This is a genomic window from uncultured Xylophilus sp. (genome assembly GCA_913776965.1).
Lineage (GTDB): Bacteria > Pseudomonadota > Gammaproteobacteria > Burkholderiales > Burkholderiaceae_C > Xylophilus.
The window spans coordinates 16,609-39,217 of record CAJYQL010000118.1 but is presented as its reverse complement, the minus strand read 5'-3'; the positions used below and the strand labels follow the sequence as shown (position 1 = coordinate 39,217).

Annotated in this window: 18 protein-coding genes and 1 tRNA gene; 5 read left to right on the top strand and 14 right to left on the bottom strand. The window is 68.5% G+C overall.

Features of this window, described 5'->3' with window-relative positions:
* From typA to QZ500_RS16660, 13 genes are all read right to left on the bottom strand, one after another.
* Positions 1-1,802, bottom strand: a 1,802-nt coding sequence (gene typA, locus QZ500_RS16720) for a translational GTPase TypA (RefSeq protein WP_295856739.1), incomplete at its 3' end; no start/stop codon positions are given.
* Positions 1,799-2,791, bottom strand: a complete 993-nt coding sequence (truB, locus tag QZ500_RS16715) for a tRNA pseudouridine(55) synthase TruB (RefSeq protein WP_295856737.1) — start codon at positions 2,789-2,791, stop codon at positions 1,799-1,801. The genes truB and typA, both read right to left, overlap by 4 nt.
* A gap of 2 nt (positions 2,792-2,793) precedes the next feature.
* Positions 2,794-3,165: a 30S ribosome-binding factor RbfA gene (rbfA, locus tag QZ500_RS16710; protein ID WP_295856735.1), complete on the bottom strand. Its 372-nt coding sequence runs from the start codon at positions 3,163-3,165 to the stop codon at positions 2,794-2,796.
* Positions 3,165-6,038 carry a translation initiation factor IF-2 gene (gene infB, locus QZ500_RS16705; RefSeq protein WP_295856732.1) on the bottom strand — a complete coding sequence of 958 codons (2,874 nt, stop codon included), beginning with the start codon at positions 6,036-6,038 and terminating at the stop codon, positions 3,165-3,167. Before infB ends, rbfA begins: the two co-directional genes overlap by 1 nt.
* A gap of 24 nt (positions 6,039-6,062) precedes the next feature.
* Positions 6,063-7,547 (bottom strand): transcription termination factor NusA, encoded by a 1,485-nt coding sequence (nusA, locus tag QZ500_RS16700; protein ID WP_295856730.1) that lies wholly within the window; start codon positions 7,545-7,547, stop codon positions 6,063-6,065.
* A 97-nt stretch (positions 7,548-7,644) separates the two neighbouring features.
* Positions 7,645-8,268 (bottom strand): ribosome maturation factor RimP, encoded by a 624-nt coding sequence (gene rimP / locus QZ500_RS16695; protein WP_295856729.1) that lies wholly within the window; start codon positions 8,266-8,268, stop codon positions 7,645-7,647.
* A gap of 147 nt (positions 8,269-8,415) precedes the next feature.
* Positions 8,416-8,808, bottom strand: a complete 393-nt coding sequence (locus QZ500_RS16690; protein ID WP_295856728.1) for a thioredoxin family protein — start codon at positions 8,806-8,808, stop codon at positions 8,416-8,418.
* 24 nt (positions 8,809-8,832) lie between these two features.
* Positions 8,833-10,125: a cytochrome c gene (locus tag QZ500_RS16685; RefSeq protein ID WP_295856725.1), complete on the bottom strand. Its 1,293-nt coding sequence runs from the start codon at positions 10,123-10,125 to the stop codon at positions 8,833-8,835.
* Entirely contained in the window at positions 10,122-10,865 is a 744-nt protein-coding gene (locus QZ500_RS16680; protein ID WP_295856723.1) for a c-type cytochrome, read from the bottom strand. The genes QZ500_RS16685 and QZ500_RS16680 overlap by 4 nt, the downstream gene beginning before the upstream one ends.
* A gap of 107 nt (positions 10,866-10,972) precedes the next feature.
* Complete coding sequence (locus tag QZ500_RS16675; protein WP_295856721.1) at positions 10,973-12,604, bottom strand: ABC transporter ATP-binding protein; 1,632 nt, start codon at positions 12,602-12,604, stop codon at positions 10,973-10,975.
* Between the two features lie 37 nt (positions 12,605-12,641).
* Entirely contained in the window at positions 12,642-13,727 is a 1,086-nt protein-coding gene (locus tag QZ500_RS16670) for an ABC transporter permease (protein WP_295856746.1), read from the bottom strand.
* 67 nt (positions 13,728-13,794) lie between these two features.
* Entirely contained in the window at positions 13,795-14,826 is a 1,032-nt protein-coding gene (locus tag QZ500_RS16665) for an ABC transporter permease subunit (RefSeq protein WP_295856720.1), read from the bottom strand.
* Between the two features lie 23 nt (positions 14,827-14,849).
* Entirely contained in the window at positions 14,850-16,682 is a 1,833-nt protein-coding gene (locus tag QZ500_RS16660; protein WP_295856719.1) for an extracellular solute-binding protein, read from the bottom strand.
* 47 nt (positions 16,683-16,729) lie between these two features.
* Here QZ500_RS16660 and fabI point away from each other — a divergent pair, with 47 nt between their 5' ends.
* Positions 16,730-17,524: an enoyl-ACP reductase FabI gene (fabI, locus tag QZ500_RS16655; RefSeq protein ID WP_295856718.1), complete on the top strand. Its 795-nt coding sequence runs from the start codon at positions 16,730-16,732 to the stop codon at positions 17,522-17,524.
* Positions 17,525-17,639: 115 nt separating this feature from the next.
* A complete protein-coding gene (locus QZ500_RS16650; RefSeq protein WP_295856744.1) occupies positions 17,640-18,467 on the top strand; it encodes a DNA ligase in 828 nt (275 codons plus the stop codon).
* A gap of 10 nt (positions 18,468-18,477) precedes the next feature.
* Here QZ500_RS16650 and QZ500_RS16645 read toward each other — a convergent pair whose 3' ends face one another.
* Positions 18,478-20,832: an arginine/lysine/ornithine decarboxylase gene (locus QZ500_RS16645; RefSeq protein WP_295856716.1), complete on the bottom strand. Its 2,355-nt coding sequence runs from the start codon at positions 20,830-20,832 to the stop codon at positions 18,478-18,480.
* A gap of 146 nt (positions 20,833-20,978) precedes the next feature.
* Between QZ500_RS16645 and QZ500_RS16640 the strand changes: the two genes are divergently transcribed.
* The 3 genes from QZ500_RS16640 to QZ500_RS16630 all read left to right on the top strand — a co-directional run bounded on the left by QZ500_RS16640 (position 20,979) and on the right by QZ500_RS16630 (position 22,559).
* Positions 20,979-21,404, top strand: coding sequence for an NfeD family protein (locus QZ500_RS16640; protein WP_295856714.1), 426 nt, complete (start codon positions 20,979-20,981; stop codon positions 21,402-21,404).
* A gap of 51 nt (positions 21,405-21,455) precedes the next feature.
* On the top strand, positions 21,456-22,394 hold the full coding sequence (locus QZ500_RS16635; protein WP_295856712.1) for a stomatin-like protein: 939 nt from the start codon (positions 21,456-21,458) through the stop codon (positions 22,392-22,394).
* Between the two features lie 74 nt (positions 22,395-22,468).
* Positions 22,469-22,559, top strand: a tRNA-Ser gene (locus QZ500_RS16630).
* Positions 22,560-22,609: the final 50 nt, after the last annotated feature.

The window sequence follows — 22,609 nt, the reverse complement described above, 5'->3', positions numbered from 1 at the left end:
TCATGTTCCTTCAGGAAGCGCTTGCGCAGGCGGATGCTCTTGGGCGTGATCTCGACCAGTTCGTCGTCCTCGATGAATTCGACACCGTATTCCAGCGTCAGGTCGATCGGCGGCGTGATCTTGACCGCGTCTTCCTTGCCGGAGACGCGGAAGTTGGTCAGCTGCTTGGTCCGGGTGGCGTTCACCACCAGGTCGTTGTCGCGGCTGTGGATGCCAACGATCATGCCTTCGTACACCGGATCGTTGGCCTTCACGAACATGCGGCCGCGGTCGTCCAATTTGCCCAGCGCGTACGTGAAGATTTCGCCGTCGTCCATCGAGATCAGCACGCCGTTCTTGCGGCCGCCGATGTCGCCCTTGTGCGGCTCGTAGCTGTCGAAGATGTTGCTGATCAGGCCGGAACCGCGGGTCAGATTCAGAAATTCGTTGGTGAAGCCGATCAGGCCCCGGGCCGGGATGCGGTATTCCAGGCGCACACGGCCGCGGCCGTCGGACTCCATGTTGACCAGCTCGCCCTTGCGCTCGCCGAGGGCCTGCATGACGCCGCCCTGGTGGCCTTCCTCGATGTCAGCCGTCACCAGCTCGATCGGCTCGTGGCGCACGCCGTCCACGTCGCGGAACACAACGCGCGGCTTCGACACGGCCATCTCGTAGCCTTCGCGGCGCATGTTCTCCAGCAGGATGGTCAGGTGCAGTTCGCCCCGGCCCATCACTTCGAACACGCCTTCCTCGTCGGTCTCGTTCACGCGCAGCGCGACGTTGTGCTGCAGTTCCTTCTGCAGCCGGTCCCAGATCTGGCGGCTGGTGACGAACTTGCCTTCGCGGCCGGCCAGCGGGCTGGTGTTCACGCAGAAGTTCATCGTCAGGGTCGGCTCGTCGACCTTGAGCATCGGCAGCGGCGCCGGGTTGGCCGGATCGGTCACGGTCACGCCGATGCCGATGTCGGCAATACCGTTGATCAGCACGATCTCGCCCGGGCCGGCTTCGGTGGACTGGACGCGCTCCAGGCCCTGGAAGGTCAGTACCTGGTTGATGCGGCCCTTCACGGCCTTGCCGTCCGGGCCTTCCATCACGACCACGTCCTGCATCGGCTTCAGGGTGCCCTGGCTGATGCGGCCGACGCCGATGCGGCCGACGAAGGTCGAGAAGTCGAGTGCCGAGATCTGCAGCTGCAGCGGTGCGGCAGGATCGCCCTTCTGCGACGGGACGTGCTTCAGGATCGTGTTGAAGAGCGCCGACATGTCGGGCCCCCACTGCTCGCCCGGCGCACCTTCTTCCAGCGACGACCAGCCGTTGATGCCGGAGGCGTAGACCACCGGGAAGTCGAGCTGTTCGTCGGTCGCGCCGAGCTTGTCGAACAGGTCGAAGGCGGCGTTCACCACCTTGTCGGGGTTCGCGCCCGGCTTGTCGACCTTGTTCACCACCAGGATCGGCTTGAGGCCGAGCGCCAGCGCCTTTTTGGTCACGAAGCGGGTCTGCGGCATCGGGCCTTCCTGGGCATCGATCAGCAGCACCACGCCGTCGACCATAGACAGCGCGCGCTCCACCTCGCCGCCGAAGTCCGCGTGGCCGGGGGTGTCGACGATGTTGATGTGGGTGCCTTCCCAGGTCACGGCGCAGTTCTTCGCCAGGATCGTGATGCCCCGTTCCTTTTCGATGGCGTTGTTGTCCATCACCGTGTCGACGACCTTCTCGTGGTCGGCGAAGGTGCCGGACTGGCGCAGCAGCTGGTCGACCATGGTGGTCTTGCCGTGGTCGACGTGGGCGATGATCGCGATGTTGCGGATTTGCTTGGTGCTCATGCAGTTGCTTCCTCGATGCCGTGGGCCGCGGCTGCGGCGGTAGGCGGGCTTTCCAGAATCTGTTGAATTTCGATGGGGCTCAACAGCCGCCCCGGGATCAGTTCGCCGGCCTGCGCGCGGGCGGTGCCCAGCAGCGCCCGCGGGCGGTCGCCGAAGACCGCGATGCGCGGCGCGTCCGGCCAGGCGCCCCGCCGGCGCACGCCGGACAGGAACCGGGCCGCATCGTCGCCGTGCAGCGTGACATGCGCGTGATCGGCCAGCAGCGATTCGACCGGCAGCAGGCATGCCATGCGCGCCGCTTCGTCCATCGCCTCGAGCGCGCCGAGCGTCACCGCCCGCTCGAGCCCGAAATGGCCGGTCGCCACCCGCCGCAGGGCGGTCAGGTGACCGCCGCAGCCGAGCGCCTCGCCGATGTCCTCGCCGAGCGTGCGGATGTAGGTGCCCTTGCTGCACGTCACTATCATTTCGATAGCTGGCGGCGCAGACGGGTCCTGCGCCAGGGCCAGATCCAGTGCATGGATCTCGACCGGTCGCGCCTCGCGCTCGACTTCGATGCCCTCGCGGGCGTATTCGTACAGTGCACGGCCGTCGCGCTTGAGCGCGCTGTGCATCGGCGGCACCTGAAGGATCGGACCGGTGAAGCGCGCCTGCGCTGCCGCGACGGCGGGGGCATCGACCGCCACAGGCCGTTCCTCTATCACCGCGCCCTCGGCGTCGCCGGTGGCGGTGCGCACACCCAGCCGCAGCGTCGCGCGGTAGGTCTTGGCAGCGTCGAGCTGCAGCTGGCTGAACTTGGTCGCCGCGCCGAAGCACAGCGGCAGCACGCCGCTCGCCAGCGGATCGAGCGTGCCGGTGTGGCCCGCCTTTTCAGCTCGCAGCAGCCACTTGGCCTTCTGCAACGCGTCGTTGCTGGACAGGCCGAGCGGTTTGTCGAGCAGCAGCACCCCGTGCACAGGGCGCCGCTGCACCCGTGTGCGTGGCGCGTTCATGCTCAGTCGTCTTTGGAACGGGACGCGACCGCCTGGGCGATCAGCGCATTCATGTCGGCCGCACGCTCGGTGGTGCGGTCGAACTGGAAATGCAGCGTCGGCACGGTGTGGATGTGCAGCCGCTTGAACAAGCCGTTGCGCAGGAATCCGGCGGCCTGGTTCAGCGCCGCCTCGGTTTCCTGCGGATCGCCCACGAGCACGCTGAAGAACACCTTCGCATGCGCGTAGTCGGGCGTCACCTCCACCGCCTGGAGCGTGACCATGCCCACCCGCGGGTCCTTCAACTCGCGGGCGATCAGCTCCGTCAGATCCCGCTGGATCTGATCGGAGACCTTGAAGCTGCGGTTGGGCGCAGCGGCTTTGCGTTTCGGCATCAGAGGGTCCGGGCGATCTCTTTGATCTCGAAGAACTCGAGCTGATCGTTTTCCTTGATGTCGTTGTAGTTGCGCAGCTTGATACCGCACTCGAAGCCTTCCTTGACCTCGCGTACGTCGTCCTTCATGCGCTTCACCGACTCGACTTCGCCGGTGTAGATCACCACGTTCTCGCGCAGCAGGCGGAACTTGCAGTTCCGCGTGACCTGGCCCGAGGTGATGTACGAACCCGCCACCGTGCCGATCTTCGACGCCACGAACACCGTACGGATCTCGGCGGTGCCGATGACTTCCTCGCGCTGTTCCGGTGCCAGCATGCCCGACATCGCCACCTTCAGCTCGTCCACCGCGTCGTAGATGATGCTGTAGTAGTGGATGTCGACATCGTTGCTCTCGGCGAGCTTCCGCGCGCCGGCATCGGCCCGCACATTGAAGCCGATCACGATCGCCTTGGAGGCGATCGCCAGGTTGATGTCGGACTCGCTGATGCCGCCCACGCCGGTGTAGACCATCTGCACCTTGACCTCGTCGGTCGAGAGCTTCAGCAGCGACTGCGACAGCGCTTCCTGCGAACCCTGAACGTCGGCCTTGATGATGATCGGCAGCGTCTTCACCTCGCCGGCGGTCATGTCCGAGAACATGTTCTCCAGCTTGGCGGCCTGCTGCTTGGCGAGCTTCGTGTTGCGGAACTTGCCGGCACGGTAGGTCGCGATCTCGCGTGCACGGCGCTCGTCGGACAGCACCATGAACTCGTCGCCGGCCTGCGGCACTTCGGTCAGGCCCTGGATTTCCACCGGGATCGACGGACCCGCCGCCTTCGTGGTGCGGCCGTCCTCGTCCAGCATGGCACGCACGCGGCCGTAGGTCTGGCCGGCCAGCACGATGTCGCCGGTCTTCAGCGTACCGGACTGCACCAGCACCGTCGCCACCGGACCGCGGCCCTTGTCGAGCTGCGCCTCGATCACCAGGCCCTTGGCGGCGGCATCCACCGGCGCCTTCAGTTCCAGCACTTCGGCCTGCAGCAGCACCTGCTCCAACAGGTCGTCGATGCCCTGGCCGGTCTTGGCCGACACCGAGACGAACGGCGAATCGCCGCCGTACTCTTCCGGCACCACTTCCTCGACCACCAGTTCCTGCTTGACCCGCTCGGGGTTGGCATCGGGCTTGTCGATCTTGTTGACCGCGACCACGATCGGCACACCCGCCGCCTTCGCGTGCTTGATGGCTTCCTTGGTCTGCGGCATGACGCCGTCGTCGGCCGCCACCACCAGGATGACGATGTCGGTCGCCTGCGCACCGCGGGCCCGCATGGCGGTGAACGCCTCGTGGCCCGGGGTGTCGAGGAACGACACCATGCCGCGTTCGGTTTCCACGTGGTAGGCACCGATGTGCTGCGTGATACCGCCGGCTTCGCCCGCCGCCACCTTGGCGCGGCGGATGTAGTCCAGCAGCGAGGTCTTGCCGTGGTCGACGTGGCCCATCACGGTCACGACCGGCGCACGCGGCAGCATCTCGGCATCGTGGTGCTGGGTTTCCTCTTCGGTGAAGGCTTCCGGATCGTCCAGGGCGGCGATCACCGCCTTGTGGCCCATTTCCTCGACCACGATCATCGCGGTGTCCTGGTCCAGCGGCTGGTTGATGGTGACCATCTGGCCCATCTTCATCAGCGACTTGATCACCTCGGACGCCTTGATCGCCATCTTGTGGGCGAGCTCGGCCACCGTGATGGTTTCGGGCACGTGGACTTCGATGACGCGCTGCTCGACCGGCGCCTGCTGCGCGAAATCGCCGCGGTCGTTGCGGTCGTTGCCGCCGCGACGGCCACCGCGCGGTGCGGCGCGCCAGTTGTTGCGGCCGACCCCGCCGGAGCTGTCGCCGCGGGTCTTGATTTCCTTCTTCTTGGCCGGATCGCCCGCCCAGCTGGACGACAGCTTGGCCGACTTGACTTCCTTGCCGCTGCCCGGTGCCGCCGGCGCACCCGGACGCACGCCGGTACCCGTCGCAGGCTTGTGCAGCGTCCCCTTGACGCCGCCGGCGGTCTTCGCGTCGCCCGGCTTGGCGACCGGCTTCGGCTCTTCCTTCTTCGGCGCGACCAAGACCTTCTTGGGCGTGGCCATCATCGAACGGATGGCGGCGGCCTCGGCTTCCGCCTTGCGGCGGCGCGCTTCCAGATCGGACGCACGGGCGGCCTCTTCGGCAGCGCGGGCGCGCGAGTCGTTCTCGGCCTTCTCGCGGGCAGCAGCCTGGGCACGGGCATGCGCCGCAGCGGCCTCGGCCTGCTCCTTGCTGGCCTCAGCACGCTCGGCGTGGACCTGCTGGCGCTTGGCGGCTTCCTGCGCCGCGTAGGCGGCAGCGCGCTCTTCGGCCTCGCGCTCGCGGCGTTCGCGGTCCTCGCGCTCGCGGCGCTTCTCGGCCAGCTCGGCCTCTTCCTGGCGGATCGACTGCGCCTGCTGGCGGGCCTCTTCCTCGCGGCGGACCAGTTCCGGGTCCTGCGCCTGGACCTGTGCGGCCACCGGCTCCTCGGCTGCAGCCGGCAGGTCGCGGCTGTCGTCGGCCGGCTGGTCGACCGCGTCGTCGCGCTTGATGAAGGTGCGCTTCTTGCGCACTTCCACCTGGATGGTGCGCGCGCGGCCGCTGGCGTCGGCCTGCTTGATCTCGCTGGTCGACTTCTTCGTCAGCGTGATCTTGCGGCGGTCCGCGGCGACGGTGCCGTGCGCGGCCTGCAGGTATCCGAGGAGCTTCTGCTTGTCGCCCTCGGTCAGGATGTCGGAAGACGCACCCTTCGTCACGCCTGCCGACCGGAGCTGGTCGAGCAGGGTTTCAGTGGACTTCTTGAGCTCGGTTGCGAACTCGGCTACGGTAGTGCTGGACATATTCTGTTCTGGCCTCCATGCCCATCACGCCTGGTCCGCGAACCAGTGTTCGCGGGCTTTCAGGATCAGGGCTTTGGCGTCATCGGCGGTCTGGCCGGTGATGTCGGTGAGTTCGTCGATGGCCAGATCAGCCAGGTCATCGCGGGTGTGGACGCCGGCTTCCGCCAGCTTGCCGATCAGGTCGGGGGTGAGGCCTTCGAGGTCGCGCAGGTCCTGCGACACCCCTTCGACGCTCTCTTCGCGGGCGATTTCCATCGTCAGCAGCGCATCCTTGGCCCGCGAGCGCAGTTCGTTGACCGTGTCTTCGTCGAAGCTCTCGATCTCGAGCATTTCCTGGATGGGCACGTACGCCACTTCTTCCAGGCTGGTGAAGCCTTCCTGGATCAGGATGTCGGCGATCTCCTCGTCCACATCGAGCTTCTCCATGAAGAGGCGCCGGCCCGCGTCGGTCTCGTCGGCCTGCTTCTGGGCCGATTCCGCCGCGTCCATGATGTTGATCTTCCAGCCGGTCAGGTCGGACGCGAGCCGCACGTTCTGGCCGCCACGGCCGATGGCGATCGCGAGGTTTTCCTCGTCCACCACCACGTCCATCGCGTGCTTTTCTTCGTCGACGACGATGGACGACACGTTGGCCGGGGCCAGCGCGCCGATGACGAACTGCGCCGGGTCCTCGGACCACAGCACGATGTCGACCCGCTCGCCGGCCAGTTCGTTCGTCACCGCGTTCACGCGGGTGCCACGCACACCGACGCAGGTGCCGATCGGATCGACCCGCTTGTCGTGCGACAGCACCGCGATCTTGGCGCGGCTGCCCGGGTCGCGGGCGCAGGATTTGATCTCCAGCAGGCCCTGCTCGATCTCGGGCACTTCCTGGCGGAACAGCTCGATCATGAACTCGGGAGCCGAACGCGACAGGATGATCGGCGCGCCGCGCAGGGTCAGGTCGACCTCCATGATCATTGCCCGCACCCGGTCACCGGAGCGGAGGTTTTCCTTGGCGATCATCTCGCTGCGGCGCAGCCGGCCTTCGACGCGACCGGCCTCGACGATGATGTCGCCCTTGTCCATGCGCTTGACGGTGCCGACGAAGATCTTGTCGCCGCGCGACATGAAGTCGTTCAGCAGCATCTCGCGTTCGGCATCGCGGATCTTCTGCAGGATCACCTGCTTGGCGGCCATCGCGCCGATGCGGCCGATCGGCACCGACTCCACCGCTTCCTCGATGTACTCGTCGACCTCGATGTCAGGCATCTCCTCACGTGCCTCGAACAGCAGGATCTCCTGCTCGGGCAGCTGCAGGCCGGCCTCGTCGGGCACCACGTGCCAGCGGCGGAAGGTCTCGTAGGCGCCGCTGTCGCGGTCCACCGAGACGCGGATGTCCACGTCGCCGGGATAAAGCTTCTTGGTGGCCTGCGCCAGCGCGGACTCGACCGCGCCGAAGACCACGTCGCGCTCCACGTTCTTCTCGCGGGAGATCGCCTCCACCAGCATCAACATTTCGCGATTCATGCCACAACTCTCCTATCCTGAACGGTGGACCCGGCGCCTTCAGCGGCGGTGCGGTGTCCTCATGCTTGCCTGTCGTCCCGCCGCGGAGGCGGAGCCGTCAATCGGGTGCAGGTTCCGCGTCGCGCGGCCGGCGCCCCTTGAAATCGATGATCGGTGCGAGCCGCGCCTCGCGCAGCTCGTCGAGCGCGAAGTCGAGCGCCTGCAGCGGCACTGCCACGCGCTTCTTGCTCACGCGCTGGCCGGGCTTCGGCTCAGGCGCATCGCTCCAGGTGATGCGCCACGCGGTCTTCGTGGGCTCGGCGGCCGGATCCGCCGCGATGCGCTCGAGGCGGCCGCGGAATTTCTTGCGGTTGGCCGACACCTGCCCGGCGGCGGCGACGCCCATCGGGCTCTTCAGCACGATGTCGATGACTTCGCCCTCGAACCGCAGGTAGTCCTGCTCGTGGCGCAGCGGGCGGTCGATGCCCGGCGACGACACCTCGAGGCGCTTGTATTCGGTGCCTTCCACCTCCAGCGCGAACTGGAGCTGGCGGGTGACTTTCTCGCAGTCCTCGACCGTGATGAACTGCTCGGGCTGCGCAGGGACGGCGTCGTCCTGCGACGGCTGCACCCAGGGAAGGTCGATGGTGATGCGCAGGAGCCCCCCGGCGGAGCGCTCGATCTCCACCAGGTCGTATCCCAGTCCGGTCACTGTCTGCTCGACGATCTGCTGCAAAGCCACGTTGAAAAGCTACCACCCTAAAAAAGCAAACCGGCCTGGCTGCCGGCCCTGCGTTGCTGCAGAACCGGCCGCGGGTCCGGATGAAAAAGGACCGACCAAAAAAAACGGGCGGTTGGTACCCGCCCGTTTGGTCGTGAGCTTTGGATTCTAGCCGGGATCCGGTGCTTTCGCAAGGTCGCGCGGGTGCGCGGACTGGATGCGGGCCAGCAGCGCCGCGTGCTCGGCAACGCCCGCGGGGGTTGCCGCATCGGCCAGGCTGTCGAGCAGGCGCTCGAGCACGCCGATATGCGGTGCGAGCGGCCCCAGGAAGCGGACCGTGGCGCCCTCGCCGATCAGCAGCGTGGGGAAGGTCTCGACCTCCAGGTCGCCGACCAGATCGGCATCGTCCTCGACATCGATCCAGCGCCATGCGGCGTCCGGGCGCCGCGCTGCGAGCGCCTGCCAGGCGGTCCGGTACTCCCGGCAGACGCCGCACCATTCGGCACACAGACACACCACCCACCACCGCGCCATCGGATTCTCCGCCGTCGAAACAGCCATGCTAGCGCAGCCGCTGCGGGCGCCTCACGGCGTGCCGCCGCGCAGCCGGTACACGTCGAGCGCCTCGACCGCGGTGCCGCGGTTGCCCCAGCCCGTCCGCACGAAGGACACGACCGCGGCCACATCGGCATCGTCGAGCGACTGCGCAAACGGGGGCATGCCGTATGGGCGCGGGTTTTCGGGCGTGGACGGCGCGTAGCCGCCGTGCAGCACGGCCTGGACGGTGTTGGTGCCGTCGCCGAGCGTGACGCTGCGGTTGCCGGCGAGCGCCGGGAACCGGCCGGCCGCGCCCTCGCCCCGGTCGCCGTGGCACTGCGCGCACTGCTGGCCGTAGATCGCCTCGCCGCGCTGCAGGACCGCGGGCGCGACCGTGACCGGCCGGGCGGCTGCGGCAGGCCGCTCCGGCAGTGCGCGCAGATAGGTCGCCATCGCCTGCAGGTCGGCATCCGACAGGTGGCGGGTGCTGCCCGCCACCACGTCGGCCATCGGCCCCTGCACCGTGCCCTGCGGCGCGATGCCGCTGCGTAGCAGCCGCACCACCGCCTCCTGCGACCAGCGGGCCACGCCGGCTTCGGCCGGATCGTGCAGCGACGGCGCATACCAGTTCTGCACCGCGATCAGGCCGCCTTCCAGATCGTGCCCGGCGGTCGTGGCGCCGAGCGCATTGCGGGCGCCGTGGCAGGCCGCGCAGTGGCCGAGGCCCTGCACCAGATAGGCGCCGCGCTTCCATTCCGCACTGCGGGCCGGGTCGGCCGCCGCTGCCGCGGTTGCTGCCGGTTGGAAGAACAGGGCCCGCCAGACCGCCAGCGCCGCCTGCGTGTTGTACGGAAAGCGCAGGTCCGGCGGCCGGCGCGGCGCGTGGACCGGCGGCTGGGCCCGCAGGAACGCGAAGATCGCGTCGCTGTCCGCCCGGGTGATCGTCGTGTAGCTGGTGTAGGGGAACGCCGGGTAGAGCAGGCGCCCGTCGCGCGAGCGGCCGTGGTGCATCGCACGCCAGAAGTGCGCCGCCGACCAGTCGCCGAGGCCGGTTTCGGCGTCGGGCGTCAGGTTGGTGGCGTAGATCGCGCCGAACGGCGTCGCCACCGCACGCCCGCCGGCATAGGCCGCGCTGCCGGCGGCCGTGTGGCAGCCCGCGCAGTTCCCGGCGCGGGCCAGGTAGGCGCCGCGGGCGATCTGGTCGGTCGACGGCGAGAAGGCCGCGACCGGACCGTCCGGAATCGGCTCCTCGCCCCGCAGGTTGAGGCCGACGACCGCCGCGCCCGCCAGGACCACGACGCCTGCGGTCGCCGCCAGGATGCCCCATGCACGCCGGCTCATCGTGCGACTCCCCGGTCGGCGACACCGCCGCAATCCACCGGCATCGGCGCCGGCAGCGACGCGACCGGCTTGGCATCGACGATCGGCTGCGCCGACAGCCAGGTCGAGATCGCGCTGACGTCGTCCGGCGTGAGGCGCGCAGCGACGGCCGCCATGCAGTCCGGCGCCTGGGCGCGGCGCTGGCCGTTTTTCCAGGCGCCGAGCTGGCCGTTGAGGTAGTCGCGCGGCAGTCCCAGCAGCCCCGGGATCGCCGGCCGCACGCCGGTCATCGCTTCGCCATGGCACTGGACGCACGCCGGAATGCCGCGCGCCGGATCGCCCTGGCGCACCAGGGCCAGCCCGTGCGCCAGCACCGCGGGCGACGCGCCGCTGGTCTGCGGCGGCGGATACGGCAGATCGAGCGCGGCGAAGTAGGCGGCCATCTCGCGCAGGTAATCGTCGCTCAGGTGCTGCAGAAGGTGCGCCATCGGCGCATAGCGGCGGCGGCCGTCCCGGAAATTGAGCAGCTGGTGGTAAAGGTAGCCCTCCGGTTTGCCCGCGATGCGGGGGAAGTAGCCCTGGTTGGTGGCACGCCCTTCCGCGCCGTGGCAGGCGGTGCAGGCCTGCACCCGGCCGGCCATGTCGCGGGGATCGGCGGCGGCACCCGTCGCAGCACGGGCTGCGACGGACAGGCCGAGGAGGACGGCACCCGCCAGCAGGTGCCGACAGGCGGACGAGAGTGAGAACGACAGACGGAACATGGTGGACAGCAGGGGCGCGGCTTTCGCACTCGGGCGAAGCCGCCGGCACAAAATCGGCACCCTGCGCAGAGCGACAGTTGCGTAGAGACTAAGCGAATCCACCCGCTTCAGCGCCCGTCCGCGAACGCGGCGGCGATCAGGCGCTGGGTGTACGGATGGCGCGGCGCATCGAGCAGCTGCGCCACCGGCCCCGACTCGACCACTTCGCCGTGACGCATCGCGATCACCTCGTGTGCCATCGCCCGCACCACTTCCATGTCGTGGGTGATCAGCAGATACGACAGGCCGCGCTCGCGTTGCAGCCGCTGCAGCAGCGCCAGCACCTGCTTCTGGATCGTGACGTCGAGCGCGCTGGTCGGTTCGTCGAGCACCAGCAACTGAGGCTCGACGATCAGCGCCCGCGCGATCGCGATGCGCTGCCGCTGTCCGCCGGAGAACGCATGCGGATAGCGCTCCAGCAACCCGGGGAACTGCGCCTCCGTCAAACCAACGTCCTGCAGCGCCGCGACCACCCGGGCCTGCCGCGCTGCGGCGTCGAGCGCCGGTGTGTGCACCCGCAGTCCCTCGCCGACGATCTCGCCGACGGTCAGTCGCGGCGACAGTGACGAGAACGGGTCCTGGAACACCGCCTGCACCACCCGGCGCAGCGACCGGTCGGCCGTCACGCGGCCGGTCCAGTGGCGACCCGCGACCTGCAGGTCCCCACTGTGCGGCTGCAGGCCGAGCGCGGCCAGCGCCAGCGTGGACTTGCCCGAACCGGACTCGCCCACCACCGCTAGCGTGCGGCCGGGCAACAGGGCGAAATCCGCGCCCTGCACCGCCACGAAGGCATCCTTGCCGAACCAGCCGCGCAGGCCCGGGCGCGGCACCGGGTAGCTGACCCGCAGCGCCTGCGCCGCCATGACCGGCGGCCCGCCGGCGTCGGTCGCCTCGAGTACGTCGCGCGTCGGCACGCTGTCCATCAGGCGCCGGGTGTAGGCGTCCTGCGGCCGCCCGAACACCTCGGCGACCGGCCCCTGCTCGACGATCCGGCCGTGCTGCATCACCGCCACCCGGTCGGCGAAGCGGCGCACGAGCGGTAGGTCGTGGGTGATCAGGAGCACCGCCATGCCGGTCTGGCGCTGCAGGTCCGACAGCAGGTCGAGCACTTGGCCGCGCAGCGTCACGTCGAGCGCGGTCGTCGGCTCGTCGGCGAGCAGCAGGCGCGGCCGGCCGGCCAGCGCCATCGCGATCATCGCGCGCTGGCGCTGTCCGCCGGAGAGCTGGTGCGGATAACTGCGCGCCCGGCGCTCCGGCTCCGGGATGCCGGTGCTCGCTATTAGATCGATAGCTACTCGCGCAGCCGCGGCGGGCGCCAGGGCCTGTTTCAGCTGCACGACCTCGGCGATCTGGCGGCCGACGGTCAGGAGCGGGTTCAGCGCCGTCATCGGCTCCTGGAAGATCATCGCGATCTCGTCGCCGCGGATGCCGCGCATCTCGCGCTCCGGAATCGATAGCAGGTCGCGCCCGCCGGACGGGCGCTGGGGGTCGAAAAGCGTCGCAACGCCGCTGTAGCGTGCGTCCGGCACCAGCCGCAGCAGGCCGAGCGCGGTCAGCGTCTTGCCGGAGCCGGATTCGCCGACCAGCGCCAATTTTTCGCCCGGCCGGATCTGGAAGTCGATGCCGTGCACCACCTCGGTCGCGCCGAAGCCGATGCGCAGGCCGCGCACGTCGAGCAGCAGATCGTCGGGCGTGCTCATCGGGCGGCTCCCTTCTGCCGGGTGCCAGGATTGCTTGTCATGTGTCGGCCTTCCGCGGGTCGAGCGCGTCGCGCAGCGCATCGCCGGTGAAGGTGAGCAGCAGCAGCGTCGTCACCAGCACCAGGAAGGTGGAGAGCGAAATCCACCAGGCGTCGATATTCGCCTTGCCCTGGCTCAGCAGTTCGCCGAGCGACGGCGTGCCCGGCGGCACGCCCAGCCCCAGGAAGTCGAGCGAGGTGAGCGCCAGGATCGCCGCGCTCATGCGGAACGGCAGGAAGGTGACGACCGGGGTGAGGCTGTTGGGCAGGATGTGCCGCCGCACGATGTCCCAATGCCCGACGCCGAGTGCCCGGGCGGCGCGCACGTAGTCGAGCTGCCGGTTGCGCAGGAATTCGGCCCGCACGTAGTCCGACAGGCCCATCCAGCCGAACAGCGACAGCAGCACCAGCAGCAGCGCGATGCTCGGCGCGAAGATCGCACTGAAGATGATCAGCAGGTACAGCTCGGGCATCGAGCCCCAGATCTCGATGAACCGCTGGAACGCCAGGTCGGTGCGGCCGCCGAAGTAGCCCTGCAGCGCTCCGGTCGCCACGCCCAGCACCACGCCGACCGCGGTCAGCGCCAGCGCGAACAGCACGCTGACCCGGAAGCCGTAGAGCAGCTGTGCCGCCAAGTCGCGGCCGCGGTCGTCGGTGCCGAGCCAGTTGTCGCGGCTCGGCGGCGACGGGTTGGGCTCGCGGGCGAAATAGTTGAGCGTGCGCGGGCCGTAGCGGTTGGGGGCGTAGAGCGCCCAGTTGCCCTCGCGGGCGAGCTGGCGCTGGATGAACGGGTCGAGGTAGTCGGTAGCGGTCAGGAAGTCGCCGCCGAAGGTCGTCTCGGGATAGTCGCGCAGCAGGGGCACGTAGGTCTGGCCCTCGTAGCGCACCAGCAGCGGCCGGTCGTTGGACAGCAGCTCGGCGCCCAGGCTCAGCACCACCATCGCGACGAAGACCACCAGACTCCAGAAACCGAGCCGATTGCGGCGGAACCGGCGCCAGGCGCGGCGGCCGGGCGAAACGGCGGCGGCCGGCACCGGCGCGGACGCGTCCGCTGCGGCATCGGCGGCGGGCGCCACCAAAGGCATCGCTGGTGCGGCGGCGCCGGGCGGCTGTGGCAACGCGGCCTCGGACGCGTCGGCCTGACGGGGTGCGCTATTCGAACCGGACACGGGGATCCACCCAGACATAGCAGAGATCAGACAGCAGCTTGGTCACAAGCCCGATCAGCGTGAACAGGTACAGCGTGCCCAGGACGACCGGGTAGTCGCGGCGGATCACGCTCTCGTAGCTCAGCAGCCCGAGGCCGTCGAGCGAGAAGAGTGTCTCGATCAGCAGCGACCCGGTGAAGAACGCACCGACGAACGCCGCCGGGAAGCCGGTCACGATCGGGATCAGCGCGTTGCGGAACACATGCTTCCACAGCACCTGCCGCTCCGACAGTCCCTTGGCGCGCGCCGTCAGCACATACTGCTTGCGGATCTCCTCCAGAAAGGCGTTCTTGGTCAGCATCGCCGTCACTGCGAAGCTGCCGGCCACCATCGCCGTCACCGGCAGCGCGATGTGCCACAGGTAGTCCGCGATCTTGCCGCCCAGACTCAGCGTGTCGAAGTCGGCAGACGTCAGCCCGCGCAGCGGGAACCACTGCAACTGCCCCCCGAAGATCACCAGGAGCGCGACGCCGAGCACGAAGCCGGGAATCGCATAGCCGACCAGCACCAGCAGCGTGGTGACGAAGTCGAACCGCGTGCCCGCCCGCACCGCCTTCGCGACGCCGAGCGGCACCGCCACCAGGTAGCTGATCAGGAAGGTCCAGAGGCCGAGGCTGATCGACACCGGCAGCTTCTCGACGATCAGCTCCCAGACGCTCTTGTTCTGGAAAAAACTGCGACCGAGGTCGAAGCGCGCGTACTGGCCGAGCATCTGCCAGAAGCGCTCGGCCGGCGGCTTGTCGAAGCCGTAGAGCGCCTTGATCTGCTCCAGCCGTTGCGGATCGACGCCCTGTCGGCCCCGGTAGGCGCCGCCGCCGCTCTCGCCGCCGCCGCCCGCCGGGCCCGAGCGCGCCTCGGCCAGGTACTGCTCGACCGGCCCGCCCGGCACGAACTGGGTGACGCAGAAGGTCAGCAGCACCACGCCGAACAGCGTCGGGACCATCAGCAGCAGGCGTTTGGCGATATAGGCGAGCATTGGTCGTCGTGCGGGTCCGGCGGTCAGCGGGCGGGTGCGGGTGCGGCCGCGCGCGACCACCAGGTGTCGGCGACCCAGGTTTCGGGCGTGCTGACGTAGGGCGGCATGGCACCGGCCGGCATCGCCAGGCGGGTGGTGTCGTAGACCATGCGGTGCGTCGGCGCATACCACTGCGGGATCAGGTAGTGGCCGTGAGAGACCAGCCGGTCCAGCGCACGGCAGGCCACCAGCATGTCGGTCCGGGTGCGGGCGCCGACCATCGCCGCGATCACGCCGTCGATCGCCGGGCTCGCCACGCCGGCGTAGTTGCCCGAATCCTCGGTGCGGGCGGCGCGGCTGCCGAAGAGGTCGGCATAGTCCTGGCCCGGGTTGTGGGTGCCGGGGAAATTGATCGTGGTGATGTCGAAGTCGAAGCTGCGCAGCCGCTGCTGGTAGAGCGCGAAGTCCACGCTGCGCATATTGAGCGTGATGCCCAGTTTCTCCAGATTGCGCACCCACGGCGCCTCGGTACGCGCCGCGCCTTCGCCGGCGCGCAGGTATTCCAGCACCATCGGCTCGCCGCGCGCGTTGCGCAGCCGGCCGTCGCGCACCGTCCAGCCGGCCTCGCGTAGCAGATCCTGCGCCCGGCGCAGGTTGCGGCGCAGGCCGTCGTCGGCGCCGTCGGTGCGCGGCGGCACCGTCATCGGGCCGAGCGCGCCGGGCGGCAATGCGTTCGGCCAGCGCAGCATCAGCGCGCGTTCTTCCGGCGACGGCTCGCCGGTCGCGGCGCAGTCGGTATTGCCGAAGATGCCGTTGTTGCGGCGGTAGGCGCCGTAGAACAGCTGGCGGCTCATCCATTCGAAATCGAAGGCCAGGCCCAGCGCTTCCCGCACCCGCACGTCGCTCAGCGCGGCGCGCCGGGTGTTGAGCACGTAGCTCTGGAAACCGGCCGGCAGCCGGTTCGGGAAGTCGCCCTTCACCAGCTGCCCCGCGCGGAACTTGGAGCCGTAGAGGCGCCGCGCCCAGTCCCCGGCGGAGAAGAACCGCATCACGTCGAACTCGCCGGCCTTCAGCGCTTCCAGCCGCGCGGTGTTGTCGGCGTAGATCTTGATCGTGATGCGGTCGAAATTGCCGGTACCGCGGCGCACGTTCAGATCGCGGGCCCAGTACTGCCGGTCGCGCACATAGGTGATGTCCTTGCCGAAGCGCACCGGGCCGATCTTGTACGGGCCGCTGCCGATCGGCGTGTCCGTCACGACCTGGTCGAACGGCTTGCCGGCGCCCCACTGGCGGCTGAACACCGGCAGGCCACCGACCGTCAGCGGTAGTTCGCGGTTCGGCTTGCGGAAGCGGTAGCGCACGGTGCGGTCGTCGACCACTTCGCAGGCCGCGACGTCTTCCAGCAGCGTCTTGTAGGCCGGCGAGGTGTGCGGGCCCATCAGCGTGTCGAAGCTGTGGCGCACGTCGGCGGCGAGCACCGGGCGGCCGTCGTGGAAGCGGGCTTCCGGCCGCAGCCGGAAGGTGGCAGACAGCCCGTCGTCGGCCACCGCCACGTCCTGCGCAAGCAGGCCGTAGCCGCTGCCGGTCTCGTCCAGCGCGCCAGTCAGCAGCGAATCGAACAGAAAGTCGCCCAGGTACGCCGGCGCGCTGCCCTTGACGGTAAACGGGTTGTACTTGTCGAAGGTGGACGCGCGGTTGTTGCTGACCATGCGCAGCTCGCCGCCCTTGGGTGCCGCCGGATCGACATATGCGAAGTGCGCGAAGCCCGCCGGATAGCGCAGGTCGCCCCAGAGCGCATAGCCGTGCGCGGCCCATCCCGCCGCGGGCCACCCCAGGCATGCCAGCAGCCAGAACGTCAGGAGCCTCGGAACCCGCATGCGACAATTCTGAGCGATTTTTCACGCGTTTTTTCGGAGTACGACATATGGGTTTTCTCGCCGGCAAGAAGCTGCTGATCACGGGCGTGCTGAGCAACCGTTCGATCGCCTACGGCATCGCCAAGGCCTGCCATGCGCAGGGCGCGGAACTGGCGTTCAGCTACGTCGGCGAACGCTTCAAGGACCGCATCACCGAATTCGCCGCCGACTTCGACTCCAAGCTGATCTTCGACTGCGACGTGGCCGACGACGCGCAGATCGACAAGCTCTTCGCCGACCTGGCCCAGCACTGGCCGACCTTCGACGGCTTCGTGCACAGCATCGGCTACGCACCGCGCGAGGCGATCGCCGGCGACTTCCTCGACGGCCTGAGCCGCGAGGGCTTCAAGGTCGCGCACGACATCAGCGCCTACAGCTTCCCCGCGATGGCGAAGGCCGCCCTGCCCTACCTGAACCCGAAGGCGGCGCTGCTCACCCTGACCTACCTGGGCGCCGTGCGCACCGTGCCCAACTACAACACGATGGGACTGGCCAAGGCGTCGCTCGAAGCGTCGGTCCGCTACCTGGCCGAATCGCTGGGCCCGAAGGGCATGCGGGTCAACGGCATCTCGGCCGGCCCGATCAAGACACTGGCCGCCAGCGGCATCAAGGGCTTCGGCAAGATCCTGTCGGTGGTGGCCGAAGCGTCGCCGATCCGCCGCAACGTGACGATCGAGGACGTGGGCAACGTCGCCGCTTTCCTGCTGTCGGATCTGGCGGCCGGCGTGAGCGCCGAAATCACCTATGTGGACGGCGGCTTCAGCCATGTGGTCGGCGGCATCGCCGAGCCGGCGGCCGGCTGATCCGATGCTTTCGGGCCTCCAGCGCCCGTCCCGCCTGCGCCAGCAGCTCTATTTTCGATAGCAATTGACCGCCGCCGTGCCGCCCCGCAGCCCGTCGCGCCGCTACCTTCTGGCGATGCTGGGGGCGGCCCTGCCGGTCTTCGGCAGCGGTGTCGCGCTCGCCGCGCCGCCGGCGCTGATGCTCGCCAACATCTACCGGCCCCGCATGCCGCTGGCCGACTACTGGGTGAGCGAGAAGATGGATGGCGTGCGGGGCTACTGGGACGGCCGCCGCCTTTGGACGCGCGGGGGCGAACCGGTCGCCGCACCCGCCTGGTTCACAGCCGGCTGGCCCGCGACGCCGATGGACGGCGAACTGTGGGCCGGGCGCGGGCAGTTCACGCTCGCTGTTTCCACCGTGCGCCAGCAGGCAGCCCCGGACGACGCCTGGCGCCGCATACGGTTCATGGTGTTCGATCTGCCGGCGCAGTCGGGCAACTTCACGTCGCGGCTGGCGTTGCTCAACGGGCTCCTGTCGACGGTGGACACCCCGTACATCCGGCCGGTGGCACAGAACCGCGTCGCCAACCATGAGGCATTGATGGCGCAGATGCACACCGTGGTGCGCGGCGGCGGCGAAGGCCTGATGCTCCACCGCGGCGACGCGCCCTACCGCGCCGAACGCAACGACGATCTGCTGAAGGTGAAACCGCACGAGGATGCGGACGCGCGTGTCGTCGCGCACGTCGCCGGGCAGGGCAAGTACGCCGGCCAGTTAGGCGCCCTGCTGGTCGAGCTGCCCGACGGCCGCCGGATGCGGATCGGCTCCGGCTTCACCGACGCCGACCGCCGCGATCCGCCGCCAGTCGGCAGCTGGATCAGCTACCGCTTCCGCGGCACCCACGACGGCGGCATCCCGCGCTTCACGACGTTCCTGCGGCGCCGGCCCGACCTGGCCGGCTGACCGCCGCCGCTCAGATCTTCCGGCTGTACGGGCCGTCGTTGCCGACCTCGACCAGGTTCTCCTCGGTCGCCAGCGGCTGCGGCTGGGCCTTCGCAGGGCCGTCGGCCACGCAGTCGGCGTAGTAGCGCACCTTGCCGTTCTCGTCCTCCAGCTCGACCAGGCCGTGGATGTCGGTCTCGAAGCCGGGGCACTTGGCGTTGAACTCGCGGGCGAACTTCAGGTAGTCCACGATCTTCTTGTTGAACACCTCGCCCGGGATCAGCAGCGGGATGCCCGGCGGGTACGGTGTCACCAGGCTGGTGGTGATGCGGCCTTCCAGGTGGTCGATCTCGACCCGCTCGGTCTTGCGGTGCGCGATGTGCGCATAGGCATCGCTCGGCTTCATCGCGGGCGTCAGGTCCGACAGGTACATCTCGGTCGTCAGGCGGGCGATGTCGTACTCGGCGTACATGCGGTGCACGTGCTGGCAGAGGTCGCGCAGGCCCATGCGCTCGTAGCGCTTGTGCTGCTGGCAGAACTCCGGAAGGATGCGCCACATCGGCTGGTTCTTCTCGTAGTCGTCCTTGAACTGCTGCAGCGCGGTCAGCAGCGTGTTCCAGCGGCCCTTGGTGATGCCGATGGTGAACATGATGAAGAAGCTATAGAGGCCGGTCTTCTCCACGATCACGCCGTGCTCGGCCAGGAACTTGGTGACGATGGATGCGGGAATGCCGGTGTCGGCGAACTTGCCGTCCATGTCCAGGCCCGGCGTGACGATGGTCGCCTTGATCGGGTCGAGCATGTTGAAGCCGTCGGCCAGCGTGCCGAACCCGTGCCACTTGGCATCGCGCTCCTCGCCCTTGATGACCCAGTCGTCCGCCCGGCCGATGCCTTCCTCGGCCAGCTTCTCGGGGCCCCACACCTTGAACCACCAGTCGTTCTCGCCGAACTCGGCCTCGACCTGGCGCATCGCGCGGCGGAAGTCGAGCGCCTCCAGGATGCTTTCCTCGACCAGCGCGGTGCCGCCGGGCGGCTCCATCATGGCGGCAGCCACGTCGCAGCTCGCGATGATCGCGTACTGCGGCGAGGTGCTGGTGTGCATCAGGAACGCCTCGTTGAACAGGTGGCGGTCGAGCTTGCGGTTGGTGGAGTCCTGCACCAGCACGTGGCTCGCCTGGCTGATGCCGGCCAGCAGCTTGTGGGTGGACTGGGTCGAGAACACCAGCGATTCAGTCGGCCGCGCCCGTTTCTTGCCCATCGCGTGGTACGGGCCGTAGAACGGGTGGAAGGCCGCGTGCGGCAGCCAGGCCTCGTCGAAATGCAGCGTATCGACATAGCCGTCGAGTGCCGCCTTGATCGTCTCGGTGTTGTAGACGACGCCGTCGTAGGTGGACTGCGTCAGCGTCAGGATGCGGGGCTTGACCGCATCGGCGTCCACGCCCTGCAGCAGCGGGTTGGCGCGGATCTTGGCCTTGATCGCTTCCACGTCGAACTCCGAGCGCGGGATCGGGCCGATGATGCCGAAGTGGTTGCGGGTCGGCTTCAGGAAGACGGGGATCGCGCCCGTCATGATGATCGCGTGCAGGTTCGACTTGTGGCAGTTGCGGTCCACCACCACCACGTCGCCCGGCGCGACCGTGTGGTGCCACACCATCTTGTTCGACGTGCTGGTGCCGTTGGTCACGAAGAAGCAGTGGTCGGCGTTGAAGATGCGCGCCGCGTTGCGCTCGCTCTCGGCCACCGGGCCGGTATGGTCGAGCAGCTGGCCGAGTTCTTCCACCGCGTTGCAGACGTCGGCGCGCAGCATGTTCTCGCCGAAGAACTGGTGGAACATCTGGCCGACCGGGCTCTTCAGGAAGGCCACGCCGCCGGAGTGGCCGGGGCAGTGCCAGGAATAGGAGCCGTCCTCCGCATAGTCGAGCAGCGCCTTGAAGAACGGCGGCTGCACGCCCTCCAGGTAACTCTTGGCCTCGCGGATGATGTGACGCGCCACGAACTCGGGCGTGTCCTCGAACATGTGGATGAAGCCGTGCAGTTCGCGCAGGATGTCGTTCGGGATGTGCCGCGAGGTCTTGGTCTCGCCGTAGATGTAGATCGGCACGTCGAGGTTCTTGCGCCGCACTTCCTCGATGAAGGCGCGCAAATTCACCACCGCCGGATCGAGGTCGGGGCCGGGCGTGAACTCCTCGTCGTCGATCGACAGGATGAAGGCGCTCGCGCGGCTCTGCTGCTGTGCGAACTGGCTCAGGTCGCCGTAGCTGGTCGCGCCGAGCACTTCGAAGCCTTCGCTCTCGATCGCCTGCGCGAGCGCACGGATGCCGAGGCCCGACGTGTTCTCGGAGCGGAAATCCTCGTCGATGATGACGATGGGAAAGCGAAATTTCATGCAGGGCTCCGGGCGGGCGATGACAGGTTGCGAAAGAGGCTACGGGCCAAAGAGGCGCGAAGTGTAAGGAATTGGGGAGGCGCTTTCGTGTCATGCGCCAGAATGCATGCACAGGGCACGGACATCCCGGCCCAGGAGGACGACGCGTGACGAATGCGACCTGGTGGTGGGTGCTGGTAGGTGCGGCACTGGCCGTGGAAATGCTGACCGGCACGTTCTACCTGCTGCTGGTATCGACCGGCCTCGCGGCCGCTGCAGTAGCGGCACACCTCGGTGCCGGGCTCGTGGTGCAGATCGTGGTCGCGGCCGTCGTGGGTGCAGCCTCGGTCATTGCCTGGAAGCTGCTGCGCCGCAAGCACCCCGCGGCCGCGCCGGCCGCGTCCAATCCCGACGTGAACCTCGACATCGGCGAGGCGGTACAGATCGCCCGCTGGGAAGCCGACGGTACCGCCTACGTGCAGTACCGCGGCGCCCGCTGGACGGTGGTGCCGCAGGCGGGCGCCCCCCGTCTGCCGGGCAGTCACCGTGTGGTCGAAGTCGTGGGCAACCGGCTCGTCGTCGCGCCGGCCTGACCCGCGCGCCGGCAGCGCGCTTCTCTTCATCCCATCACAACAGGAATCTCCATGGAAATCGCACTCGTGCTGCTGGTCGTCGCGGTGGTCTTCGTCACCCAGTCGGTGAAGTTCGTGCCGCAGCAGAACGCCTGGGTGCGGGAGCGTCTGGGCAAGTACCACAGCACCATGACGCCTGGCCCTAACTTTCTGATTCCGTTCATCGACAAGGTCGCCTACAAGCACAGCCTGAAGGAGATCCCGCTCGACGTGCCGAGCCAGATCTGCATCACCCGCGACAACACCCAGCTGCAGGTCGACGGCATCCTGTACTTCCAGGTGACCGACCCAATGCGGGCGAGCTACGGCTCGTCGAACTACATCATGGCCGTTACGCAACTGGCGCAGACCTCGCTGCGCAGCGTGATCGGCAAGCTGGAACTCGACAAGACATTCGAGGAGCGGGACATCATCAACGCGCAGGTCGTGGCCGCGATCGACGAGGCGGCGCTTAACTGGGGCGTCAAGGTGCTGCGCTACGAGATCAAGGACCTGACGCCGCCCAAGGAAATCCTGCAGGCGATGCAGCGGCAGATCACCGCCGAACGCGAGAAGCGCGCGCTGATCGCGGCCTCGGAAGGCCGCCGGCAGGAACAGATCAACATCGCGACCGGCGAGCGGGAAGCCTTCATTGCCCGATCGGAGGGCGAGAAGCAGGCGGCCATCAACAACGCCCAGGGCGAAGCCGCCGCCATCACCGCGCTGGCGGAAGCCACGGCCGGCGCGATCGAGCGGGTGGCCCAGGCGATCCGCCAGCCCGGCGGCATGGAAGCGGTGCAGCTCAAGGTCGCCGAAAAGGCGGTCGAGGCTTACGGCAAGGTGGCCGAGGACGCCACCACCACGCTGATCGTGCCGAGCAGCATGGCGGAGGTGTCGGGCCTGATCGCGTCGGCGATGCGCATGGTGGGCGCCGGTGCGGGCACCCCGCCGGTCGGGCCCCGCCAGCCCTGAGATGCGGCTTTGCGGCACCCGACGTGTCGGAACCCCCGAAGCCGCCCTTCCCGCCTGCTACAATCGCGGGCTTCGGAGCGGTGGATGAGTGGTTTAAGTCGCACGCCTGGAAAGCGTGTGAGGGTTAATAGCCCTCCGCGGGTTCGAATCCCGCCTGCTCCGCCATAACAATGTTCGTGACCACCCGCGAACGTCCGGAAAAGCCCGGCCTCTTA